The sequence below is a fragment of the Streptosporangium sp. NPDC048047 genome (assembly GCF_040653115.1).
In the GTDB taxonomy this organism is placed as follows: domain Bacteria; phylum Actinomycetota; class Actinomycetes; order Streptosporangiales; family Streptosporangiaceae; genus Streptosporangium.
This window is the reverse complement of sequence record NZ_JBEZNH010000053.1, coordinates 17,012-36,122: the sequence shown is the minus strand read 5'-3', so window position 1 is coordinate 36,122 and position 19,111 is coordinate 17,012. Positions and strand designations below refer to the sequence as shown.

Sequence of the window (19,111 nt, the reverse complement as noted above, 5' to 3'; positions counted from 1 at the left end):
GTGCCACACTGGGCACACATATGCGACCTCCGCCCCACATCCTCGTGGTCAACGGCATCAAGGTCCGTCAGCCGGTGTTCGTGCTCGCCGCCCCGCACTCCGGCTCGGACCTGCTGGCCCGCGCCCTGAAACGCTCCCCCGGTTTCCACGTCACCATCGGCCGCGCCCCGGTCGCCCACGTGGTGTACGCCTTCGCCCGGCGCCCGTCCATCGCGGGCCGGGGCATGGGGGCCACCCGGGTGCTGCGCGACGCCCTGGCCGAGTCCTGGCAGATCCTCCCCGGCGCCTGCGGCGAGTGCCCGGCCGCCTGCCGGGAGGCGGGCGGCGTGACCGGCGCCGGGCCGTGCGCGGCGCCGGGCGCGGTGGCGCGGTTCGGCGACGCCAGCCCCGACCTGATCTACAGCGCCCAGGTGCTGCTCCAGGCGTTCCCCGACGCCCGGTTCGTCCAGCTGATCAGGGACGGCCGGGACGTGGTGGCCGACATGCTGGCCGACCCGGCGGCGCTGGCGTGGTTCAAGCCGGCCATGCTGAGCGAGGAGACCGAGTTCCCCAACCCGTTCCTCGGCGTCAAGGCCGCCGAGCACCGCGACCGCTGGAAGGAGATGCCCACCGCGGGCAAGTGCGCGCTGCGCTGGCGCAGCGCGGTCCGGCTGTCGGCCGCGCTCCACCGCGACCTGCCGCGCGGGCAGCTGCTGACCCTCCGCTACGAGGATCTGGCCTCCTCCCCCGCCCGGACCGTGGAGGAGCTGTCGGCCTTCCTCCAGGCCCGGGTGTCCAAGGTCGCCCTGTACGGCGGGCACGCCCCCAGGGCGGGCGTGTGGCGGAGCAGGCTGCACGGCGAGGACGCCGCCCTGGTGGAGAAGGTGGCCCGCACCGAGCTCACCCGCCTGGGCTACCGGTGAGTGCGCCGCCGGCCCGGTCCGGCCCGGATCCGCGGGTTCCCTCAGGTCCCCGGGCAGCCGATGGTCCCCGCGCGGCCCGCCGTCGGGCCGCGCGGGGAGGTCAGTCGCCGCTGAACTGGGTGCGGTAGAGCTCGGCGTAGACGGTGCCGACGGCCAGCAGCTCCTCGTGGCGGCCCCGCTCCACCACCTGCCCGTCGACGATCACCAGGATCTGGTCGGCCTCGCGGACGGTGGACAGCCGGTGCGCGATGACCAGGGAGGTCCGGCCGTCCAGCGCGGTCTTCAGCGCCCGCTGGACCGCGGCCTCGGACTCGGAGTCGAGGTGGGCGGTGGCCTCGTCGAGGACGACGACCCGGGGCGCCTTGAGCAGCAGCCGGGCCAGGGCCAGGCGCTGCTTCTCCCCGCCGGACAGGCGGTAGCCCCGGTCGCCCACCACGGTCTCCAGGCCCTCGGGCAGCGCCTCGACCAGGTCGGCGATCTGCGCGGCGCGCAGGGCCTCCCAGATCTCCTCGTCGCCGGCCCCGGGCCTGGCGTAGGCGAGGTTGGCCCCGATGGTGTCGTGGAAGAGGTGGGCATCCTGCATCACCACGCCCACGGTGTCGCGCAGCGACTCGAAGGTGGCGTCGCGCACGTCCAGGCCGTTGATGCGCACGGCCCCCTCGTTCACGTCGTACAGCCGCGAGACCAGGCCGGTGATGGTGGTCTTGCCGGCGCCCGACGGGCCGACCAGCGCGATCATCTGACCCGGCCGGGCGGTGAAGGAGACGTCCCGCAGCACCTCCTGGCCGGGCCCGGGGTCGGGGCGTGCCACCGACTCCAGCGAGGCCAGCGACACCTCCGAGGCCGCTGGGTAGGTGAACCGGACGCCGTCGAACTCGATCGAGGCGGGGCCCTCCGGGACGGGCCGGGCGCCGGGCCGCTCGGCGACCATGGGCCTCAGGTCGAGCACCTCGAAGACCCGGTCGAAGCTCACCAGCGCGGTCATCACGTCCACGTGCACGTTGGACAGGCTCGTCAGCGGGCCGTACAGGCGCATCAGCAGGGCCGCGAGCGCCACCAGGGTGCCGAGCTCGAAGGCGCCGTCGATGGCCAGCAGGCCGCCCCCGCCGTACACCAGCGCGGTGGCCAGGGCCGCGACCAGGCCGAGCGCGACGCGGAAGAACGTGCCGTACATGCCGACGGTGACGCCGACGTCGCGCACCCGCCCGGCCCGGCTGCCGAAGTCGGCGGCCTCCTCGTCGGGGCGGCCGTACAGCTTGGCGACCATGGCGCCGGCGACGTTGAACCGCTCGGTCATCAGCGAGCTCATCTCGGCGTCGAGCTGCATCTGCTCACGGGTGAGGCCGGACATCTTGCGGCCCACCCAGCGGGCCGGGAAGAGGAAGACAGGCAGCAGCACCAGGGCGACCAGGGTGATCTGCCACGACAGCGCCAGCATCGCGCCGAGCACCAGCACCAGCATGACCACGTTGGACACCACCGACGACAGGGTGCTGGTCAGCGCCCGCTGGGCGCCGATCACGTCGGTGTTCAGCCGGGAGACCAGGGCGCCGGTCTGGGCGCGCATGAAGAACGCCACCGGCATCCGCTGCACGTGGTCGAAGACCTCGGTGCGCAGGTTGTAGATCAGTCCCTCGCCGACCCGGGAGGAGAACCAGCGCTGGCCGAGGGTGAGCGCCGCGTCGGCGAGCGCCAGGGCCGCGATCACCCCGGAGAGGGCGAGCACCACGCCGGGCCGCTTCTGGGCGATGCCGTCGTCGATGATCGCCTTCATCAGCAGCGGGTTGGCGATCACGATGACCGAGCCCGCCACGACCAGCACCAGGAACGCCGTGATCTGCCGGGCGAACGGCCGCGCGTAGCGCGCTATACGCCTGACCGTGCCCGGTGCGAGACGCTCCTTGGTCACCGAACTGTCGCGCCGCAGCGAGCGCATCGCCTGGGGGCCGAACCCCCCGCCCATCATCGCCATGTGGCCTCCTCCACCGGGAGGAGCACCGGCCGGGTTCCTTCCATTCCGGCGTCAGCTTCCGGCGAACAGCGCCTTGACCCGGGCGACCTGTTCGCGCCGTTCGGCGGCGGCCTGCTCCTCCAGCGTACGGCCCGCGGCGCCCTGGAGGAGGCGCTTGGTGGCCGTCGCGGCGTCGCGGTCCACCGCCAGCAGCGCGGCGGCCAGGTCGCGTACGGCGCCGGCCAGCTCGTCCGGGGCGACCACGAGTTCGGCCAGGCCCAGCCGGACGGCCTCCTCGGCTCCCACGGTGCGGGCGGTGAGGCAGATCTCCAGGGCCCTGGGCAGGCCCACGATGTCGACCAGCGGCTTGGTGCCGGTCAGGTCGGGCACCAGCCCGAGGGCGGGCTCCTTCATGCACAGCTTGGCGTCGTCGGCGAGGACGCGCAGGTCACAGGCGAGGGCGAGCTGGAATCCGGCGCCGATCGCGTATCCCTGGACGGCCGCGATCGAGACGACGCCGGGGCGGCGCAGCCACAGGAACCCCCGTTGCGCCTGGGCTATCCGCTGTTCGAAGACCGAGTCGTCGAGCGCCGCCGAGGACGCGAACGATCCCTGGCCCGGCACCCCTTGCGGGGTGAACATCCGCAGGTCGATCCCTGCCGAGAAGGACGGTCCCTCGCCCCTGACCACGACGACCCTCACCTGCTGCGGCAGGCTGTCACCGATCCGGGCCAGCGCCGACCAGGTCGCGAACGTCTGAGCGTTCCGCTTGTCCGGCCGGTCCAGCGTGATCGTCGCGATCTCGCCGTCCACCTCGTAACGCAGACCGGCCTCCTCCGGGGAGGGCCCCTCCGCGCTTCCCGCGAACACCGCTTCCGTCATGGCTCGCTCTCCCAGCTGCCGTCTTCCGTCTCGCCCGAGCCTATCGATTCTCCAGAACGAGGTTCTACAGGCCCGAGCGGGACGTCTCAGCGTGGGGGACGAGCGGCTGCGGTCGCGCGTTCCGAGGCGGTGTCAGCGCTTCGACTTACCCCGGGTGGCGCCGCCGCGCCCTCGCAGAGTCACACCGGACTCGCTCAGGATGCGGTGGATGAAGCCGTACGACCGACCGGTCGAAGCGGCCAGGGCGCGGATGCTCTCACCCGCGCTGTAGCGCTTCTTCAGGTCGGAGGCCAGCTTTTCACGGTCGGCCCCGGTGACCCGGGTGCCTTTCTTGAGAGTCTCGGCCACGAGTACCTCCTGTAGTGCCAGACTTCCGCAGCGTTACTCACGCCATGATCAGTCATTTCAGCGCGATCGGCTACCTACTCCATGGGAAAAGATCCGTACCCGCTCAAATTAAGATCAGGCAAGTGCCACAAGATCGGAAAATTCATCACTCCAAGCATCTTCGACTCCGTCAGGTAGCAAGATCACCCTATCGGGTCGTAGAGCCTCGACTGCACCCTCATCATGCGTGACGAGCACAATCGCCCCAGAATAGGACTTTAGTGCAGTGAGGACCTGCTCACGGCTGGCGGGATCGAGGTTGTTCGTGGGCTCGTCGAGCAGCAGCACGTTGGCCGCGGACAGCACCAGGGTGGCCAGGGCCAGCCGGGTCTTCTCCCCGCCCGACAGCACCCCGGCCGGCTTGTCCACGTCGTCCCCGGTGAACAGGAACGACCCCAGGACCTTGCGCAGCTCGACGTCGGCCAGCTCGCTGGCCGAGCGCATGTTCTCCAGCACCGTCCGGTCCGGGTCGATGGTCTCGTGCTCCTGGGCGTAGTAGCCCAGCTTGAGGCCGTGGCCGGGCTTGACGGCGCCGGTGTCCGGCTGCTCCAGGCCGCCCAGGATGCGCAGCAGGGTGGTCTTGCCGGCGCCGTTCAGGCCGAGGATGACGACCCTGCTGCCCCGGTCGACGGCGGCGTCGACGCCGGTGAAGACCTCCAGAGAGCCGTAGGACTTCGACAGGTCCTCGGCGGTGATCGGCGTGCGCCCGCAGGGCGCGGGCTGCGGGAAGCGCAGCCGGGCGACCTTGTCGCCCTGCCGCTCGGCCTCCAGGCCCGACAGCAGGCGCTCGGCACGGCGCTGCATGTCCTGGGCCGCCTTGGCCTTGGTGGCCTTGGCGCGCATCCGGTCGGCCTGCGACATCAGGGCCGCGGCCTGCTTCTCGGCGTTGGCGCGCTCGCGCCTCCTGCGCTTCTCGTCGGTCTCCCGCTGGGTCAGGTAGGCCTTCCAGCCGACGTTGTAGGTGTCGACCACCGAGCGGTTGGCGTCGAGGTGCAGGACCCGGTTTACCGTCGCTTCAAGAAGCCCCACGTCGTGGCTGATAATGATCAAACCGCCCTGATGGGATCGTAAAAAATCACGAAGCCACCCGATTGAGTCGGCATCGAGGTGGTTTGTCGGCTCGTCAAGCAGGAGAGTCTCCGCCCCGCTGAACAGGATCCGCGCCAGCTCCACCCGCCTGCGCTGACCTCCCGAGAGGGTGGACAGCGGCTGCCCGAGCACCCGGTCCGGCAGCCCGAGGCTGGATGCGATCGAGGCCGCCTCCGACTCGGCGGCGTATCCCCCCAGGACGTGCAGCCGGTCCTCCAGCCGCCCGTAGGCCCGCACCGCCCGGTCGCGGGTCCGGTCGTCCGCCGAGGACATGCCGCCCTCGGCCGCGCGCAGCTCGCGCAGCACCTCGTCCAGCCCGCGGGCCGACAGGATGCGGTCGCGGGCCAGCACCTCCAGGTCGCCGGTACGGGGGTCCTGCGGGAGGTAGCCGACCGCGCCGGTGGTGGTCACCGTGCCCGACGCCGGCAGCGCCTCCCCCGCCAGCACCTTCGTCAGGGTGGTCTTGCCCGCGCCGTTGCGGCCGACGAGCCCGATCTTGTCACCCGGGTTGACCCGGAACGACGCGCCCTCGATGAGCAGCCGGGCCCCGGCGCGCAGCTCGATGTCAGAAGCCACGATCATGGTGGAAAACACTCCAGAATGGGATGGGACGGCTCACCGTACTGCCAGTACCGCCGAAGTACCGCCGAACCGGCCGTCGTGTGCTCCTCAGGCCCCCGGCCCGGCCGTCTCGCCTCGCGGGGCGGCGTCAATCGGAAGTGCGCATACCGATCAGTGTACGGCGCGCGTACGAGGGCTCTCCCCAGGTCGCGCCGGACCGGCCGTGCCACGGGTGCGGTACGGCCGGGCCACCGGTACGGCCGGCCGCGCCCCCGGTACGGCCCTGCGGGGCCGGTCAGGTCGGATCGGCCAGCCGGATGCGGACCGCGCGGAACAGGCCCGGGGCGGTCCGGAGCACGGCCAGCCGGGGATCGGGGACCGTCAGGAAGGGCCCGGTCTCCAGCGCGAAGACCCCCTCCAGCCTGCGGTCGGCCCGCAGCGCGTCCACCGCGCGCCGGTCGCCGCCCAGGACCACCGCCTCCAGCTCGGCCAGGCGCGGGGCCAGGACCCGCAGCGCGACCTCGGCCGCCGCCGCGTGGGCCTCGCCCACCTGCTTGTCCCTGCGCCGGGCGAACCGCTGCTGGGACCAGCCGCCCGCCGCGCTGCGCCCGTGCACGAGCCGAGAGCCCACCTTGGACGCCAGGAGCGTCTCACCCTGGAAGACCCCGGCCGCGTGGCCGCCGAGTCGTACCAGCAGCACGCCGACGCGGCGCTCGGCACGGGCGTGGGTGATCAGCCGTGCCAGCGGGCCGCCTCCGTCGGGCGTCAGCGGCGGGAACGGCACGTGGCACTCGGCCACCGCGCCGTCGGCGGCCGCCAGCCGTACGGTCCCGTCACCCGCCGTCGTCTCCAGCGGGCCGTGCCGGGCGGCGAAGCCGTCGATCCAGCGGCCGAGCCGCTCCGGCCCCACCGACACCCAGCGGGCCCCGCCCCCGGCCGGTCGTGATGTCACGGGAACCGACCCTACCGGCCCCGTCGCCGCTCCGGACCCCGCCGGGCGGGGGACGTCTCCGCCACGGGCGGCATGTCCACGGCGGCGTCCGGCCCGCCACGTGACGTTTCCGCCACGGTGACCGGCCGCTCAGCGCAACCCCCGGAGAAGACTCGGTGAACATCCCCGTGTCCGCTTCAGAAGCGCACCGGGGAGGCCCCATCCTCGGAACGTGCCGAGTGGAACGCCCCCCTTCTCGCCGGCTTCCGGGCCCGCCGCCGCGGCCCCCGCGCCCGTCGTCGATCTCGCCACCGGGGGCGTCATCGCCCTCCAGCCCGCGGTCCGGGGTGAGAACCTCTCCTCGGTGCTGCGGGCGATTCCGCACGTCACCGGAGCCGGAACCCGCATGCCGCTGCTGCTCCCCCTGCCGTCGACGGTGGTGATCGGCGGATCGGCCGCGCTGGCGCCGCTGCACGAGGCCCTGCGCGTCAGCGGGCGTCGCCCCCCGGAGGTGATCCTGCTGGTGCAGGGCGACTTCGCCCCGATCGAGCGCCGGACCCTCCTCACCGGGCTGGAGGGGATACGTGCCGTCGGCTACCTGACGGCGATCGGCGAGCTCGGCACCGGCCACGTCCCGCTGGACCTGCTCGCCGACGCCGCGCCGTACCTGGCGGTGCTCTCCCCCGCGCTGATGGCCGAGGTGCCGCGGGACCGGCGGCGCGCCACGCTCGCGGAGTCCCTCTCGGGCCTCGCGCGCAGGCTCGGCGTCCACATGCTCGCCCCCGCCGTGACCCGGGAGAGCCAGCTCGCCGCGGTGCGCTCCTGGGGGGTACGGCTGGCGCAGGGGCCGCTGCTGGTCCCCGGTCCTTCCGGGCGGGTGCACGTGCCGCTGCCCGTCGCCGAGCGGGAGCTGGCCGCGGCCCCCCTCGGCCCCCGCGTCCAGGAGTTCCTGCTCCCGGCGGTGACCCTGCCCTGCGAGGCCACCGCCGAGGAGGTGACCGCGGCCTTCGGCGGAGAGCCGTCGATCACCAGCGTGGTGCTGGTGGACGAGTACCAGCGTCCCCGGTCGAGTCTCGACCGGGGACGCTTCCTGCTGGCCGTCGCCGGCCGCTTCGGGCACGCGCTGCACGCCCGCAGGCCCGCCGCCCGCCTGGCCGACCCGGCTCGCACCGTTCCCAGATCCACCCCTGCCGTCACCGCCATGCGGGCCGCCGGGCATGATCCGGCGCGGGTCTACGACGACCTGGTGGTCATCGACGAGATGGGCCGCTGCATCGGGATCGTCCGCGTCTCGGACCTCATCCGTCACGTCACGGCCGAGACGCGCTGACCCTCTCGTCACCGCCGTTCCCCCGGTTCGCCGGTGGTCGGCCGTTCCCGCGGATCACTGTCCGGACCTGGCTTCTTTACATCGTAGATTCATAGTTCGCGCTCCGCGTGCGAGCGCGCCGGGGGAAGGCGCGGACGGGCCGCCCGAGGACGGGCGGACGGAACGCCCGCGGGCGCCGGAGCGCTCCCGGCCCCGTGGCGCGCCCCCCGCGGGAGCAAGCCCGGCAAATGCCCGTATCCTACGAATTAGGCGAACCTAACCTTCCCTATCGGAGTGATCATGGCAGAGGGCAGACCGGCGCGCAGGACGACCCGCGGCGAGGTGGTGCGGGTGGAGCGGCTCACCCCGCACATGATCCGGGTGGTGCTCGGCGGCGACGGCCTGGCCGGGTTCGAGGCGGGCGAGTTCACCGACCACTACGTGAAACTGCTGTTCCCCCCGGCCGGGGTGACCTACCCCGAGCCGTTCGACCTGGCCGCCGTCCAGCGCGACCTGCCCCGTGAGCAGTGGCCCACCACGCGGACCTACACGGTCCGGGCGTGGGACCCCGCGGCGCGCGAGCTGACGCTGGACTTCGTCCACCACGGCGACAGCGGCCTGGCCGGCCCCTGGGCGGCCCGGGTACGGCCCGGCGACGAGATCCACTTCCTGGGCCCCGGCGGGGGCTACGCGCCCGACCCCGAGGCCGGCTGGCACCTGATGGCGGGCGACGAGAGCGCCCTGCCGGCCATCGCCGCCTCGCTGGAGCGCCTCCCCGCCGCCGCCCGCGCCCACGTGTTCCTGGAGGTGGCCGGCCCCGAGGAGGAGCAGCCGCTGAACCACCCGGCGGACACGGAGATCGTGTGGCTGCACCGCGGCGACGCGCCGGTCGGCGAGGCGCTGGTCGCCGCCGTGCGGGCGTTCGCCTTCCCCGAGGGCGAGCCGCACGTCTTCGTGCACGGCGAGGCGGGGTTCGTCCGGGACCTGCGCCGTCACCTGCGGGCCGAGCGCGGCCTGCCGCTGTCGCGGCTGTCCATCTCCGGCTACTGGCGCACGGGCCGCGACGACGAGTCCTGGCGCGCCACGAAGAAGGAGTGGAACCGGCGGATCGAGGAGGAGGAGTCCGCGCTGCTGTCGGCCTGAGGCGCGGCGTCACGGGGCCGGGAGCCCGCCGGGCCCGGGCACAGGCCGCCCGGAGCGGAGCCGGGGGCGGCCCCGTGACGAGGTCAGAGCCAGCCCTGCGACCGGGCGCGCCGGACCGCCTCGATGCGGTTGCGGGCGTGGGTCTTGTGGATGGCCGAGGACAGGTAGTTGCGGACCGTGCCCTCCGACAGGTGCAGGCGCCCGGCGATGTCGCCGACGGTGGAGCCGTCGGCGGCGGCGGCCAGGACGTCGCGCTCACGGGGCGACAGCGGGTTCGGGCCGGCGCTCAGCGCCGCCGCGGCCAGGTCCGGGTCGATGACCCGCTCGCCGCGGCGCACCCGCCGTACGGCGGCGGCCAGCTCGCGCGCCGGGCTGTCCTTGACCAGGAACGCCACCGCCCCGGCCTCCATCGCCCGGCGCAGGTAGCCGGGGCGGCCGAAGGTCGTCAGGATCACGACCCTGCAGTCCGGCACCTCCTCGCGGATCATCGCCGCGGCCGTGATGCCGTCGCCGCCGGGCATCTCGATGTCGAGCAGCGCGACGTCCGGGCGGACCTCGCGCGCCACGGCGACCGCCTCCGGGCCGGAGGCGGCCTCCCCCACCACCTCGATGTCGGGCTCCAGCCCGAGCAGGGACACCAGCGCGCCCCGGACCATCGCCTGGTCCTCCGCCAGCAGCACCCTGATCACGCCCGCGCCTCCCCCGCCGCCGCGGGGACCGTGACCCGCAGGACGAACCCGTTCCTCCGCGGCCCGGCGCTGACCACGCCGCCGGCCGCCTCCACCCGCTCGGCCAGGCCGCGCAGCCCGCTGCCCGGCTCGTACGGCCCCGCCCCGCGCCCGTCGTCGGCGATCTCCAGCACGGTGGCGCCGCCGTCGGAGGTCACGCCGATCTCGCACCGGCCCGCCCGGGCGTGCCGTATGACGTTGGTGACGCCCTCCCGCACCGCCCAGCCGAGCAGGCCGTCCAGTTCCTCCGGCAGGGGCGTGCCCGCCAGGCGGACCGTCACGTGCGTCCCGGCGGCCTCCAGGGCCGCGCGGGCGCCGTCCAGCTCCTCCGGCAGGCCGCGCCTGCGGTAACCGGCGACGGCCTCGCGCACCTCGACCAGCGCCTTCCTGGCCACCGCCTCGACGTCGCGGATCTCCGGCAGCGCCCGCTCCGAGCCCTCCTCCGCCAGCCGCCCGGCCAGCTCGCTCTTCAGCACGATGAGCGACAGGCTGTGGCCGAGCAGGTCGTGCAGGTCGCGGGAGATGCGCAGCCGTTCCTCTCCCGCCGCCAGCCGGGCCATCTCCTCCTGCGCCCGGCGCAGCTGGGCGACCAGCAGCCGGGTGGAGCGCATGCCCCGGAACAGCGCGCCGAGGGTGACGGCCTGCAGCAGGAACAGGAGGGTCAGGCCGAGGTCGTGCTCCTCCAGCAGGCCGACCAGCGTGACGACGAGGCACATCGCGGCGATGCAGGCCATCGACTGGCGCGGGCGCAGCATGCCGGCGTGCAGCACGACGGCGAAGATCGGCAGGGCCGTCCAGCTGCCGCCGAGGGCCGCCGACAGCGCGACGGCCAGGACCGTGGCGGCGCCCAGCAGCCAGTAGGTGGAGCGGTCGGGCTCGCCGAACGTCCGCACGAGCAGCACTGCGGCGACGTAGCAGGCCGTGAAGGCCACCAGCCCGAGGACGCCCCACGCGGCCCTCGCGCCGGTCAGCTCCCCGGTGACGATCTCCAGGATCGGGAAGCACATGTAGACCAGGCCGGTGGACAGCTTGGCCAGCAGCCTGACGCGGTCGCCGTCCACCTCGCGGAGGAGCCGCGCGGAGAGGGTCTTCACGTCGGGAATCCTCCCATCGGGAGATCTCAGGCGCGCGCCGCTCGGGGATCTCAGGCGCGCGCCGCTCGGGGATCTCAGGCGCGCGCCGCTCGGGGATCTCAGGCGCGCGCGACGGCCCGCCGGTAGGCGAGCACCGCGATCACGCCCAGGACCACCGCCCAGCCGGCGAGGGCCAGGAGGTCACCCGGCGGCAGGCCGTCCCCGGCGACGATGCCGTGTCCCACGCCGACGTAGTCGGCGGACGGCAGCAGCCGGGCGACGCCGCGCATCCCCTCGGGCATGACCTCCAGCGGGATCCACAGACCGCCGAAGAGCGCCAGCGCGAACATCCCCATCATCGACACGGGCTGCGCGGTGTCGGGGGGCAGCAGCGAACCGATGGCCAGGCCCAGCGCCGTGAACGGCGCCACGCCGAGCCACATCGCCGCCAGTAGGCCGAGCCACCGCCCGGGAGGCATCGAGACGCCCTGGAACAGCATGGCGGCGGCGCTGACGAGCAGGATCGCGGGCAGAACCAGCAGCATGGAGGCGATCAGCTTGGTCGTGATGATCTTCCAGCCGGCCAGCGGGGTGATCTGGAGCTGGCGCAGCCAGCCGCTCCCGCGTTCCTGCGCCCACGGCACGGCGGTGCTCATCAGGGAGGCGGCGAGGCCGCCGTAGGCGCTCATCGAGACCAGGAAGTACGCCCTGCCGCTCAGCCCCCCGGCGTCGGCCTGGTCGCCGTAGACGCTGGAGAAGATGAGGTAGAAGACGACGGGGAAGACCACGACGAAGATGACGTAGCGCTTGTTGCGCAGCATCCGCAGGGCTTCGAGCCTGACGTAGTCCGTCATCGTGACTCCTGGACGAGGGAGAGGAAGGCGTCTTCGAGGTCGGCGCCGTCGATCCGCAGGTCGCGGATCTCCAGCGTGGTGCCGCGGTAGAGGGCCGCGACGGTGGCGTCCGGGTCGGCGGTGCGGAGCGTGGCGGTGCCGGCGGAGATCTCCACGTCGGAGACGCCCGGCAGGGCCTCCAGTCCGGCCGCCGCCTGGCCGCCGAGGGTGAAGCGGACGGTGTGGCCGCCCGCCCCGGCCTTGATCTCGGCAGCGGTGCCGTCGGCCACGACGCGTCCCCCCGTGACCACGATCACCCGGTCGGAGTTCTCGTCGGCCTCGTGCAGGTAGTGGGTGGCGAACAGGACGGTCCGGCCGCCCGCGGCGTAGGAGCGCATGGCCTCCCAGAACCGCAGCCGCGACTCCACGTCCATGGCCGCGGTGGGCTCGTCCAGCACCAGCAGTCTGGGCGCCCCGGCGACGGCCAGGGCGAACCTGACCCGCTGCGCCTGCCCCCCGGACAGCTTGACGGCCCGGCGCCCGGCCAGGGCGGTGAGGTCGGCCATCTCCAGGATCTCGTCCAGGCCGAGCGGGGAGGGGTAGAGCCGCCGCACGAAGGCGACCAGCTCCCGGACGGTGAGCTCGGGGATGAGCTCGCCGCTCTGCAGCATGGCGCCGACCTCTCCCCTGGCGACGGCCTCGTCCGGGGAGTGGCCGAAGACCTCGATGCGGCCCCGGGTGGGGCGCAGCAGCCCGAGCAGCATGTTGATCGAGGTGGACTTGCCGGCCCCGTTGGGGCCGAGCAGGGCGACGGTCCGGCCGGCCTCGACGGTCAGGTCCAGGCCGTCGACGGCGAGCACGTCGCCGTAGCGTCTGCTCACGTCGGCGAAGGAGATGGCGTTCATGGGTGCAACGCTAGGCACGCCCGGACGCGGGGCTCAGTGCCCGTCGTCCGGGATCGGCGGTGACATTTGTCAGATCCGCCCCGCCGGCCGTACGGCCGCCCGCCGCGGGCCGTACGGCGGGCGGCTGGACCGGCGAGAGACGGCGCGCGGCCGGAGAGGACGGATCAGAGACGGCAGGCGAAGATGGCGGTGACCAGGATGGCCTTGGCGCCGATCTCCCAGAGCCGGTCCATCACCTGCTGGTGCCCCTTGCGCGGCACCATGGCGCGGACCGCCACCCAGCCCTCCCGGTGCAGCGGGGAGACCGTGGGCCCCTCCATGCCGGGGGTGAGGGCGATGGCCTCCTCGATCCGCTCGACGCGGATGTCGTAGTCCATCATCACGTAGTCGCGGGCCACCAGCACGCCGCGCAGGCGGCGCAGGATCTGCTGCATCCCCTGGGTCTCGGGGGCGCCGACCCGCCTGATCAGCACCGCCTCGGAGCGGGCGATCGGCTCGCCGAACACCTCCAGGCCCATGTTGCGCAGCGTGGTGCCGGTCTCGACGACGTCGGCCACGGCGTCGGCCACGCCCAGCCGGACGGCGGTCTCGACCGCGCCGTCCAGCTTGATCACCCGGGCGTCCACGCCCTGCTCGGCGAGGTAGGCCTCCAGCAGGCCGGCGTAGGCGGTGGCGACGCGCCTGCCCTTGAGGTCGGCGACGCCGGAGAAGCGGCCGGGGACGGAGGCGAAGCGGAAGGTGGAGCCGCCGAAGCCGAGGGGCAGGACCTCCTCGACCTGCGCGCCGGAGTCGCGGAGCATGTCGCGGCCGGTGATCCCGGCGTCGAGGGTGCCCTCTCCGACGTAGACGGCGATGTCCTTGGGCCGCAGGAAGAACAGCTCGCAGGAGTTGTCGGGGTCGACGACCACCAGTTCCTTGCTGTCCTTGCGCGGGCGGTAGCCGGCTTCCTTGAGCATGGTCTGGGCGCCCTCGGTGAGGGCTCCCTTGTTGGGGACGGCGAGACGCAGCATGGCGTGGAAGTTCCTTACACGGGCGGGAGAGGTGTCACGGGATCCGGAGCCGGGCGGACCGGCTCACAGATGCTTGTAGACCTCGTCCAGCCCGATCCCTTTGGCGATCATGAGGACCTGCACGTGGTAGAGGAGCTGGGAGATCTCCTCCGCGGCGCGCTCGTTCGACTCGTGCTCGGCGGCCATCCAGCTCTCGGCGGCCTCCTCGACGACCTTCTTGCCGATGGCATGGACCCCGGCGTCCAGCGCGGCCACGGTCCCCGACCCCTCGGGCCGGGTGCGCGCCTTGTCGGACAGCTCGGCGTACAGCTCTTCGAAGGTCTTCATGGTCTCTCTCGGAAAGTCGTCGGATGTACCCGTCAAGGGTAGCCGGACCCCGGGACGTGCGGGGTGGGTGTTCGCACTTCGGGACGGGTACGGGGACGGCGGCCCGCGCCGGGCGGACGCATCCGGGATGCTTCGTCCTGGATCGGCCCGCCGGACCGTCCATCCGGCGGGCCGACCCGGGCGTCCGTGGAAGGGCCGCACCGGTCCTGAGCGGCGGACCCGGCCGGCACGTCCACCCGTGCGGACGCGTGAGGGCCGGCACGGCATCGCCGTACCGGCCCTCACGGTCGGTCAGTCAGGCCGGCACGCGCGCCGGCGGCCCTCAGCGGCCGTGGTGGCGGTTGCCGCGCCCTTCGGGGCGGCCTCCGGAGCGGAACTCGCCGCGGACCGACTCGCGCTCCCCGCCGGAACGCCCGCCGCGGCGGGCGCCGGGCCTCGAGTCGGGGTGGCCGTCGGAGCGGCGCTCGGAGCGGTACTGGCCGCGCAGCTCCGAGACGTTCCCGCGGGGCTCGCCCGCGCCGTGCTCACGGGAGCGCTGGCCGTCCTCGCCGCGGGCGGGCCGCTCGCGGAACCGGCGCGGACCGCGACCGCCGCCGAAGCCACCGCCGCCGCCGCGGCGCTCGCGCTGCTTGGTCGCGGGAGCGGCGGGCTCCCAGACCGGGACCGCCTCGCCGCTGGGCGTGCGCGCTCCGGCGATCTCCGAGAGGCGCGGGTGGCCCGGGGTCGCCCGCAGGCGGAACGGCTTGACGCCCGCGCGGCGGGCCATCGCGTCGGTGGAGCGGCGCTCGCTGGGGAGCACCAGCGTCATGACGGTGCCCTTCTCCCCCGCGCGGGCCGTACGGCCGCCGCGGTGCAGGTAGCTCTTGTGGTCCTGGGGCGGATCGACGTGCAGCACGAGGCTGATGTTGTCGACGTGGATGCCGCGGGCGGCGACGTCGGTGCAGACCAGGACGTCGATCGTGCCTTCCTTGAACTCGGCCAGGATGCGGGTGCGCTGGTTCTGGCGCTTGCCGCCGTGCAGGCCGCCGGCGCGGACGCCGACCTGGGCGAGCTGCTTGCACAGCCGGTCGACGCCGTGCTGGGTGCGCGCGAAGACGATGGTGCGGCCCTCGCGGTTGGCGATCGCGGCGGTCACCGCGAACTTGTCGTCGCGGTGGACCTCCAGGAGGTGGTGCTCCATGGTGTCCACCGGCGAGGAGGCCGGGGCCAGGGAGTGCGTGACCGGGGCGGTGAGGAAGCGGCGGACCAGCTTGTCCACGTCGCCGTCGAGGGTGGCGGAGAACAGCAGGCGCTGGCCATTGGCCGGGGTCTGCTGCAGGATCGCGCTGACCACCGGGAAGAAGCCCAGGTCGCACATGTGGTCGGCCTCGTCCAGGACGGTCACCCGGACCTCGTCCAGGACGCACTCGCCCTGCTGGATCAGGTCGGTCAGCCGGCCCGGCGTGGCGACGACGATCTCGACGCCGCGGCGCAGCGCCTCGATCTGGCGGCCCATGGACATGCCGCCGACGACGGTCTTCATCCGCAGCGACAGGCCGCGGCCGAGCGGCTCCAGCGCGTCGGTCACCTGCATGGCCAGCTCGCGGGTCGGCACCAGGATGACGGCGAGGGGGTGGCCCGGACGTGCCTTGGTCCCGGCGACGCGGGCCATCGTGGGCAGGCCGAAGGCGAGCGTCTTGCCGGAGCCGGTCTGGCCGCGGCCGAGGACGTCGCTGCCGGCGAGGATGTCGGGGATGGTGGCCCGCTGGATCGGGAAGGGGGCCTCGATGCCCTGGCGGGAGAGACCGGTCACCAGCGGCTTCGGCAGACCCAGGAGGGTGAACTCGGAGACGCCCGCGGGAACCGCGGCGGATTCGGTGATCTCGGTGATCTCGGGCAGGGCAGCGTCGAGCATGGTCACGAAGATTCGTGCCTTTCGATAGAAGTACGGGGCACGTCACTTCTGCGAAAGGACGAGCCTGAGCGCGCGGCGTGGGCCGCGCTCGAGCGACGCCCATGAAGGGCGATGGTGCGGTGCAAGTCGAGGCGCACCGCACGGAGGCGGGTGTTATCACCCGCACGCAGTCGAACCGCGATCAAGCATGCCTGGCGTTCGCAGTGCCAGGCCGAACTCGGGGCGCTCCGCGGGAGGCGGGCGCTTGTCCGACGACGGAGTCAACGCTCCGCACCGGGGTTTTGTTCCCCGGTATCGGGCATCCTCTCACATAATCCGGCCGCGGCGCGCACCGGCTGGGTGCGCGCCACGGCCGGCGGGACGGTCAGACGTTGAAGCCGAGCATGCGCAGCTGCTCGCGCCCCTCGTCGGTGATCTTGTCCGGGCCCCACGGCGGGAGCCAGACCCAGTTGATCTTCACGTCCGAGACCATGCCGTCCAGGGCCGAGTGGGCCTGGTCCTCGATGACGTCGGTCAGCGGGCAGGCCGCGCTGGTCAGCGTCATGTCGATGGTGGCGATCGGCGCGGCGCCGGCCTCGCCGACGTCGAGGTTGACCCCGTAGATGAGGCCGAGGTCGACGACGTTGATGCCGAGCTCGGGGTCGACGACGTCCTTGAGCGCCTCCATGACCTCGTCAAGGGTGGTCTCTCCGTCATACGACGCCGAGGTGGGCGTCTCCACAGGCTTGCTCACTCAGAACTCCTCATGACCGCGTCCTTGTAGGCCATCCAGGCCAGCAGGGCGCACTTGACGCGGGCGGGGTACTTGGAGACGCCGGCGAACGCCACGGCGTCGCCCAGCACCTCCTCGTCGCCCTCGACCTGCCCCCTGCTCTGCATGAGCCGGGTGAACTCCTCCACCACGGCGAGCGTCTCGTCCACGGTGGAGCCCTCGGTCAGCTCGTACAGCACCGAGGCCGCGGCCTGGCTGATGGAGCAGCCCTGGCCGTCGTAGGAGACGTCCTCGATCTTGCCGCCGTCGCCGAGCCTCACCCGCATGGTGATCTCGTCACCGCACGTCGGGTTCACGTGGTGGACCTCGGCGTCGTACGGCTCGCGCAGCCCCCGGCCCTGGGGGTGCTTGTAGTGCTCCAGGATCAGCTCCTGGTACATCGACTCGGCGATCATCTCAACTGCTCCGGCATTGCTAGGCGAACACCTTCCGCACGTGGTGGAGGCCGCGGACCAGGGCGTCGATCTCGGCCGGTGTGGTGTAGAGGTAGAAGGACGCCCGCGTGGTGGCGGGGATCCCGAACCTCAGGTGCAGCGGGCGGGCGCAGTGGTGTCCGACCCGCACGGCCACACCGAAGTCGTCGTCCAGGATCTGCCCCACATCGTGCGGGTGAATCCCCTCCAGGGTGAAGGAGACCGTGCCGCCGCGCATGTCGAGGTCGCGCGGTCCGATGACCTTCAGCCCCGGGACCTCCGCCAGCGCCTCCAGCGCGTGGGCGGTGAGCTCCCGCTCGTGCCGGGCCACCGCGTCCATGCCGATCTCCGACAGGTAGTCGACGGCGACGCCGAGGCCGATGGCCTCGACGATCGGCGGAGTGCCGGCCTCGAACTTGTGCGGCGCGGGCGCGTAGGTCGAGCGGTCCATCCAGACCGCCTCGATCATCTCGCCGCCGCCGAGGAACGGGGGCATGGCGTCCAGCAGCTCGCCTCGGCCCCACAGCACGCCGACGCCGGAGGGGCCGACGACCTTGTGCCCGGTGAAGGCGAGGAAGTCGACGCCGAGCGCGGCGACGTCCACCGGCTGGTGGGGGACCGACTGCGAGGCGTCCAGCATCATCAGCGCGCCGACCTGGCGGACCCGGGCGAGGACCCGCTCGACGGGGTTGACGGTGCCGAGGACGTTCGACTGGTGTGCGATCGAGACGATCTTCGTCCGCTCGTTGACCAGCTCCTCCAGGCCCGAGAGGTCGAGGCGGCCGTCGTCGGTGACCCCGAACCAGCGCAGCGTGGCGCCGGTGCGCTGGGCGAGCATCTGCCACGGCACGATGTTGGAGTGGTGCTCCATCTCGGAGATGACGATCTCGTCGCCGGGACCCATCCGGAACCGGGGGTCGTCGTTGGTGCGGTTGCCGAAGGAGTAGGCCACCAGGTTGAGCGCCTCGGAGGCGTTCTTGGTGAAGACGATCTCCTCGCGGCTCGGCGCGCCGACGAACGCGGCGACCTTGTCGCGGGCGGTCTCGTACGCCTCGGTGGACTCCGCGCCCAGCGCGTGCATGGCCCGGCCGACGTTGCTGTAGTGCATGGCCATGTGCTCGCGCATCGCCTCGACCACCCGGGTCGGCTTCTGCGCGGAGTTGGCCGAGTCGAGGTAGACCAGCGGCCGGCCGCCGGGCAGCTCGCGGGAGAGGACCGGGAAGTCCTTCCTGATCCTCTCCACGTCAAAGCCGGTCGTCATCAGGCCGTTGCCTTCGTGTAGGCCTCGTAGCCCTCGGCCTCCAGCTTCTCGGCGAGCTCGGGGCCGCCCTGCTCCACGATCCGGCCGGCCGCGAAGACGTGGACGAAGTCCGGCTTCACGTAGCGCAGGATGCGGGTGTAGTGCGTGATGAGCAGCACGCCGGTGTCGCCGCCGGCGCGGAAGCGGTTGATGCCCTCGGAGACCACGCGCAGGGCGTCGACGTCGAGGCCGGAGTCGGTCTCGTCGAGGACGGCGATCTTCGGCTTGAGCAGCTCCAGCTGGAGGATCTCGTGGCGCTTCTTCTCGCCTCCGGAGAAGCCCTCGTTCACGTTGCGCTGGGCGAAGGCCGCGTCGATCGACAGGGCGTCCATGCCGCCCTTGAGGTCCTTGGAGAACTGGCGGAGCTTCGGGGCCTCGCCGCGGGCGGCGGTGACCGCCGAGCGCAGGAAGTTGGAGACGCTGACGCCGGGGACCTCGACCGGGTACTGCATGGCGAGGAACAGGCCGGCGCGGGCGCGCTCGTCGACCGACATCTCCAGCAGGTCGGCCCCGTCGAGCAGGACCTGGCCGCCGGTGATGGTGTACTTCGGGTGGCCGGCGATCGCGTAGGCGAGCGTGGACTTGCCGGAGCCGTTGGGGCCCATGATGGCGTGGGTCTCGCCGGCCCGCACGGTCAGGTTGACGCCGCGCAGGATCTCCTTGTCCGCGACGGAGACCTTCAGGTCGCGGATCTCGAGCGT

General features: G+C 72.9%; 19 protein-coding genes. 3 read left to right on the top strand and 16 right to left on the bottom strand.

Annotated elements, in window-relative coordinates:
• Positions 1 to 20: 20 nt before the first annotated feature.
• On the top strand, positions 21 to 902 hold the full coding sequence (locus tag AB0D67_RS31500) for a sulfotransferase (protein WP_362944110.1): 882 nt from the start codon (positions 21 to 23) through the stop codon (positions 900 to 902).
• Positions 903 to 1,002: 100 nt separating this feature from the next.
• Here AB0D67_RS31500 and AB0D67_RS31495 read toward each other — a convergent pair whose 3' ends face one another.
• From AB0D67_RS31495 to AB0D67_RS31475, 5 genes are all read right to left on the bottom strand, one after another.
• Entirely contained in the window at positions 1,003 to 2,874 is a 1,872-nt protein-coding gene (locus AB0D67_RS31495; protein ID WP_362944108.1) for an ABC transporter ATP-binding protein, read from the bottom strand.
• Between the two features lie 51 nt (positions 2,875 to 2,925).
• Positions 2,926 to 3,735, bottom strand: coding sequence for an enoyl-CoA hydratase/isomerase family protein (locus tag AB0D67_RS31490; RefSeq protein WP_362944106.1), 810 nt, complete (start codon positions 3,733 to 3,735; stop codon positions 2,926 to 2,928).
• A 132-nt stretch (positions 3,736 to 3,867) separates the two neighbouring features.
• Positions 3,868 to 4,083: a helix-turn-helix domain-containing protein gene (locus tag AB0D67_RS31485; RefSeq protein ID WP_030904785.1), complete on the bottom strand. Its 216-nt coding sequence runs from the start codon at positions 4,081 to 4,083 to the stop codon at positions 3,868 to 3,870.
• 114 nt (positions 4,084 to 4,197) lie between these two features.
• Positions 4,198 to 5,793, bottom strand: coding sequence for a ribosomal protection-like ABC-F family protein (gene abc-f, locus AB0D67_RS31480; RefSeq protein ID WP_362944104.1), 1,596 nt, complete (start codon positions 5,791 to 5,793; stop codon positions 4,198 to 4,200).
• A 274-nt stretch (positions 5,794 to 6,067) separates the two neighbouring features.
• Positions 6,068 to 6,724, bottom strand: coding sequence for an acVLRF1 family peptidyl-tRNA hydrolase (locus tag AB0D67_RS31475; protein ID WP_362944102.1), 657 nt, complete (start codon positions 6,722 to 6,724; stop codon positions 6,068 to 6,070).
• Positions 6,725 to 6,935: 211 nt separating this feature from the next.
• On the opposite strand from AB0D67_RS31475, the gene AB0D67_RS31470 reads away from it, so the two are divergent.
• Positions 6,936 to 8,033: an EAL domain-containing protein gene (locus tag AB0D67_RS31470; RefSeq protein ID WP_362944100.1), complete on the top strand. Its 1,098-nt coding sequence runs from the start codon at positions 6,936 to 6,938 to the stop codon at positions 8,031 to 8,033.
• A 279-nt stretch (positions 8,034 to 8,312) separates the two neighbouring features.
• Positions 8,313 to 9,155, top strand: coding sequence for a siderophore-interacting protein (locus AB0D67_RS31465; protein ID WP_362944098.1), 843 nt, complete (start codon positions 8,313 to 8,315; stop codon positions 9,153 to 9,155).
• Positions 9,156 to 9,238: 83 nt separating this feature from the next.
• Here the strand turns inward: AB0D67_RS31465 and AB0D67_RS31460 are convergent, their stop codons facing one another.
• From AB0D67_RS31460 to sufC, 11 genes are all read right to left on the bottom strand, one after another.
• Complete coding sequence (locus AB0D67_RS31460) at positions 9,239 to 9,844, bottom strand: response regulator transcription factor (RefSeq protein WP_362944096.1); 606 nt, start codon at positions 9,842 to 9,844, stop codon at positions 9,239 to 9,241.
• Positions 9,841 to 10,977: a sensor histidine kinase gene (locus AB0D67_RS31455; protein ID WP_362944094.1), complete on the bottom strand. Its 1,137-nt coding sequence runs from the start codon at positions 10,975 to 10,977 to the stop codon at positions 9,841 to 9,843. The genes AB0D67_RS31460 and AB0D67_RS31455 overlap by 4 nt, the downstream gene beginning before the upstream one ends.
• Before the next feature lie 98 nt (positions 10,978 to 11,075).
• A complete protein-coding gene (locus tag AB0D67_RS31450; protein WP_362944092.1) occupies positions 11,076 to 11,810 on the bottom strand; it encodes an ABC transporter permease in 735 nt (244 codons plus the stop codon).
• Complete coding sequence (locus tag AB0D67_RS31445; RefSeq protein ID WP_362944090.1) at positions 11,807 to 12,694, bottom strand: ABC transporter ATP-binding protein; 888 nt, start codon at positions 12,692 to 12,694, stop codon at positions 11,807 to 11,809. Before AB0D67_RS31445 ends, AB0D67_RS31450 begins: the two co-directional genes overlap by 4 nt.
• Before the next feature lie 164 nt (positions 12,695 to 12,858).
• On the bottom strand, positions 12,859 to 13,704 hold the full coding sequence (gene hisG, locus AB0D67_RS31440; RefSeq protein WP_362944088.1) for an ATP phosphoribosyltransferase: 846 nt from the start codon (positions 13,702 to 13,704) through the stop codon (positions 12,859 to 12,861).
• Between the two features lie 63 nt (positions 13,705 to 13,767).
• Positions 13,768 to 14,031 (bottom strand): phosphoribosyl-ATP diphosphatase, encoded by a 264-nt coding sequence (locus tag AB0D67_RS31435; RefSeq protein WP_012892448.1) that lies wholly within the window; start codon positions 14,029 to 14,031, stop codon positions 13,768 to 13,770.
• 322 nt (positions 14,032 to 14,353) lie between these two features.
• Positions 14,354 to 15,925, bottom strand: a complete 1,572-nt coding sequence (locus AB0D67_RS31430; protein ID WP_362944086.1) for a DEAD/DEAH box helicase — start codon at positions 15,923 to 15,925, stop codon at positions 14,354 to 14,356.
• A 364-nt stretch (positions 15,926 to 16,289) separates the two neighbouring features.
• A complete protein-coding gene (locus AB0D67_RS31425) occupies positions 16,290 to 16,658 on the bottom strand; it encodes a metal-sulfur cluster assembly factor (RefSeq protein ID WP_362944084.1) in 369 nt (122 codons plus the stop codon).
• Entirely contained in the window at positions 16,655 to 17,092 is a 438-nt protein-coding gene (gene sufU / locus AB0D67_RS31420) for a Fe-S cluster assembly sulfur transfer protein SufU (RefSeq protein WP_362944082.1), read from the bottom strand. The genes AB0D67_RS31425 and sufU overlap by 4 nt, the downstream gene beginning before the upstream one ends.
• A 19-nt stretch (positions 17,093 to 17,111) precedes the next feature.
• Entirely contained in the window at positions 17,112 to 18,371 is a 1,260-nt protein-coding gene (locus tag AB0D67_RS31415; RefSeq protein ID WP_362944080.1) for a cysteine desulfurase, read from the bottom strand.
• Positions 18,371 to 19,102 (bottom strand): Fe-S cluster assembly ATPase SufC, encoded by a 732-nt coding sequence (sufC, locus tag AB0D67_RS31410; protein ID WP_362944144.1) that lies wholly within the window; start codon positions 19,100 to 19,102, stop codon positions 18,371 to 18,373. Before sufC ends, AB0D67_RS31415 begins: the two co-directional genes overlap by 1 nt.
• Positions 19,103 to 19,111 lie beyond the last annotated feature (9 nt).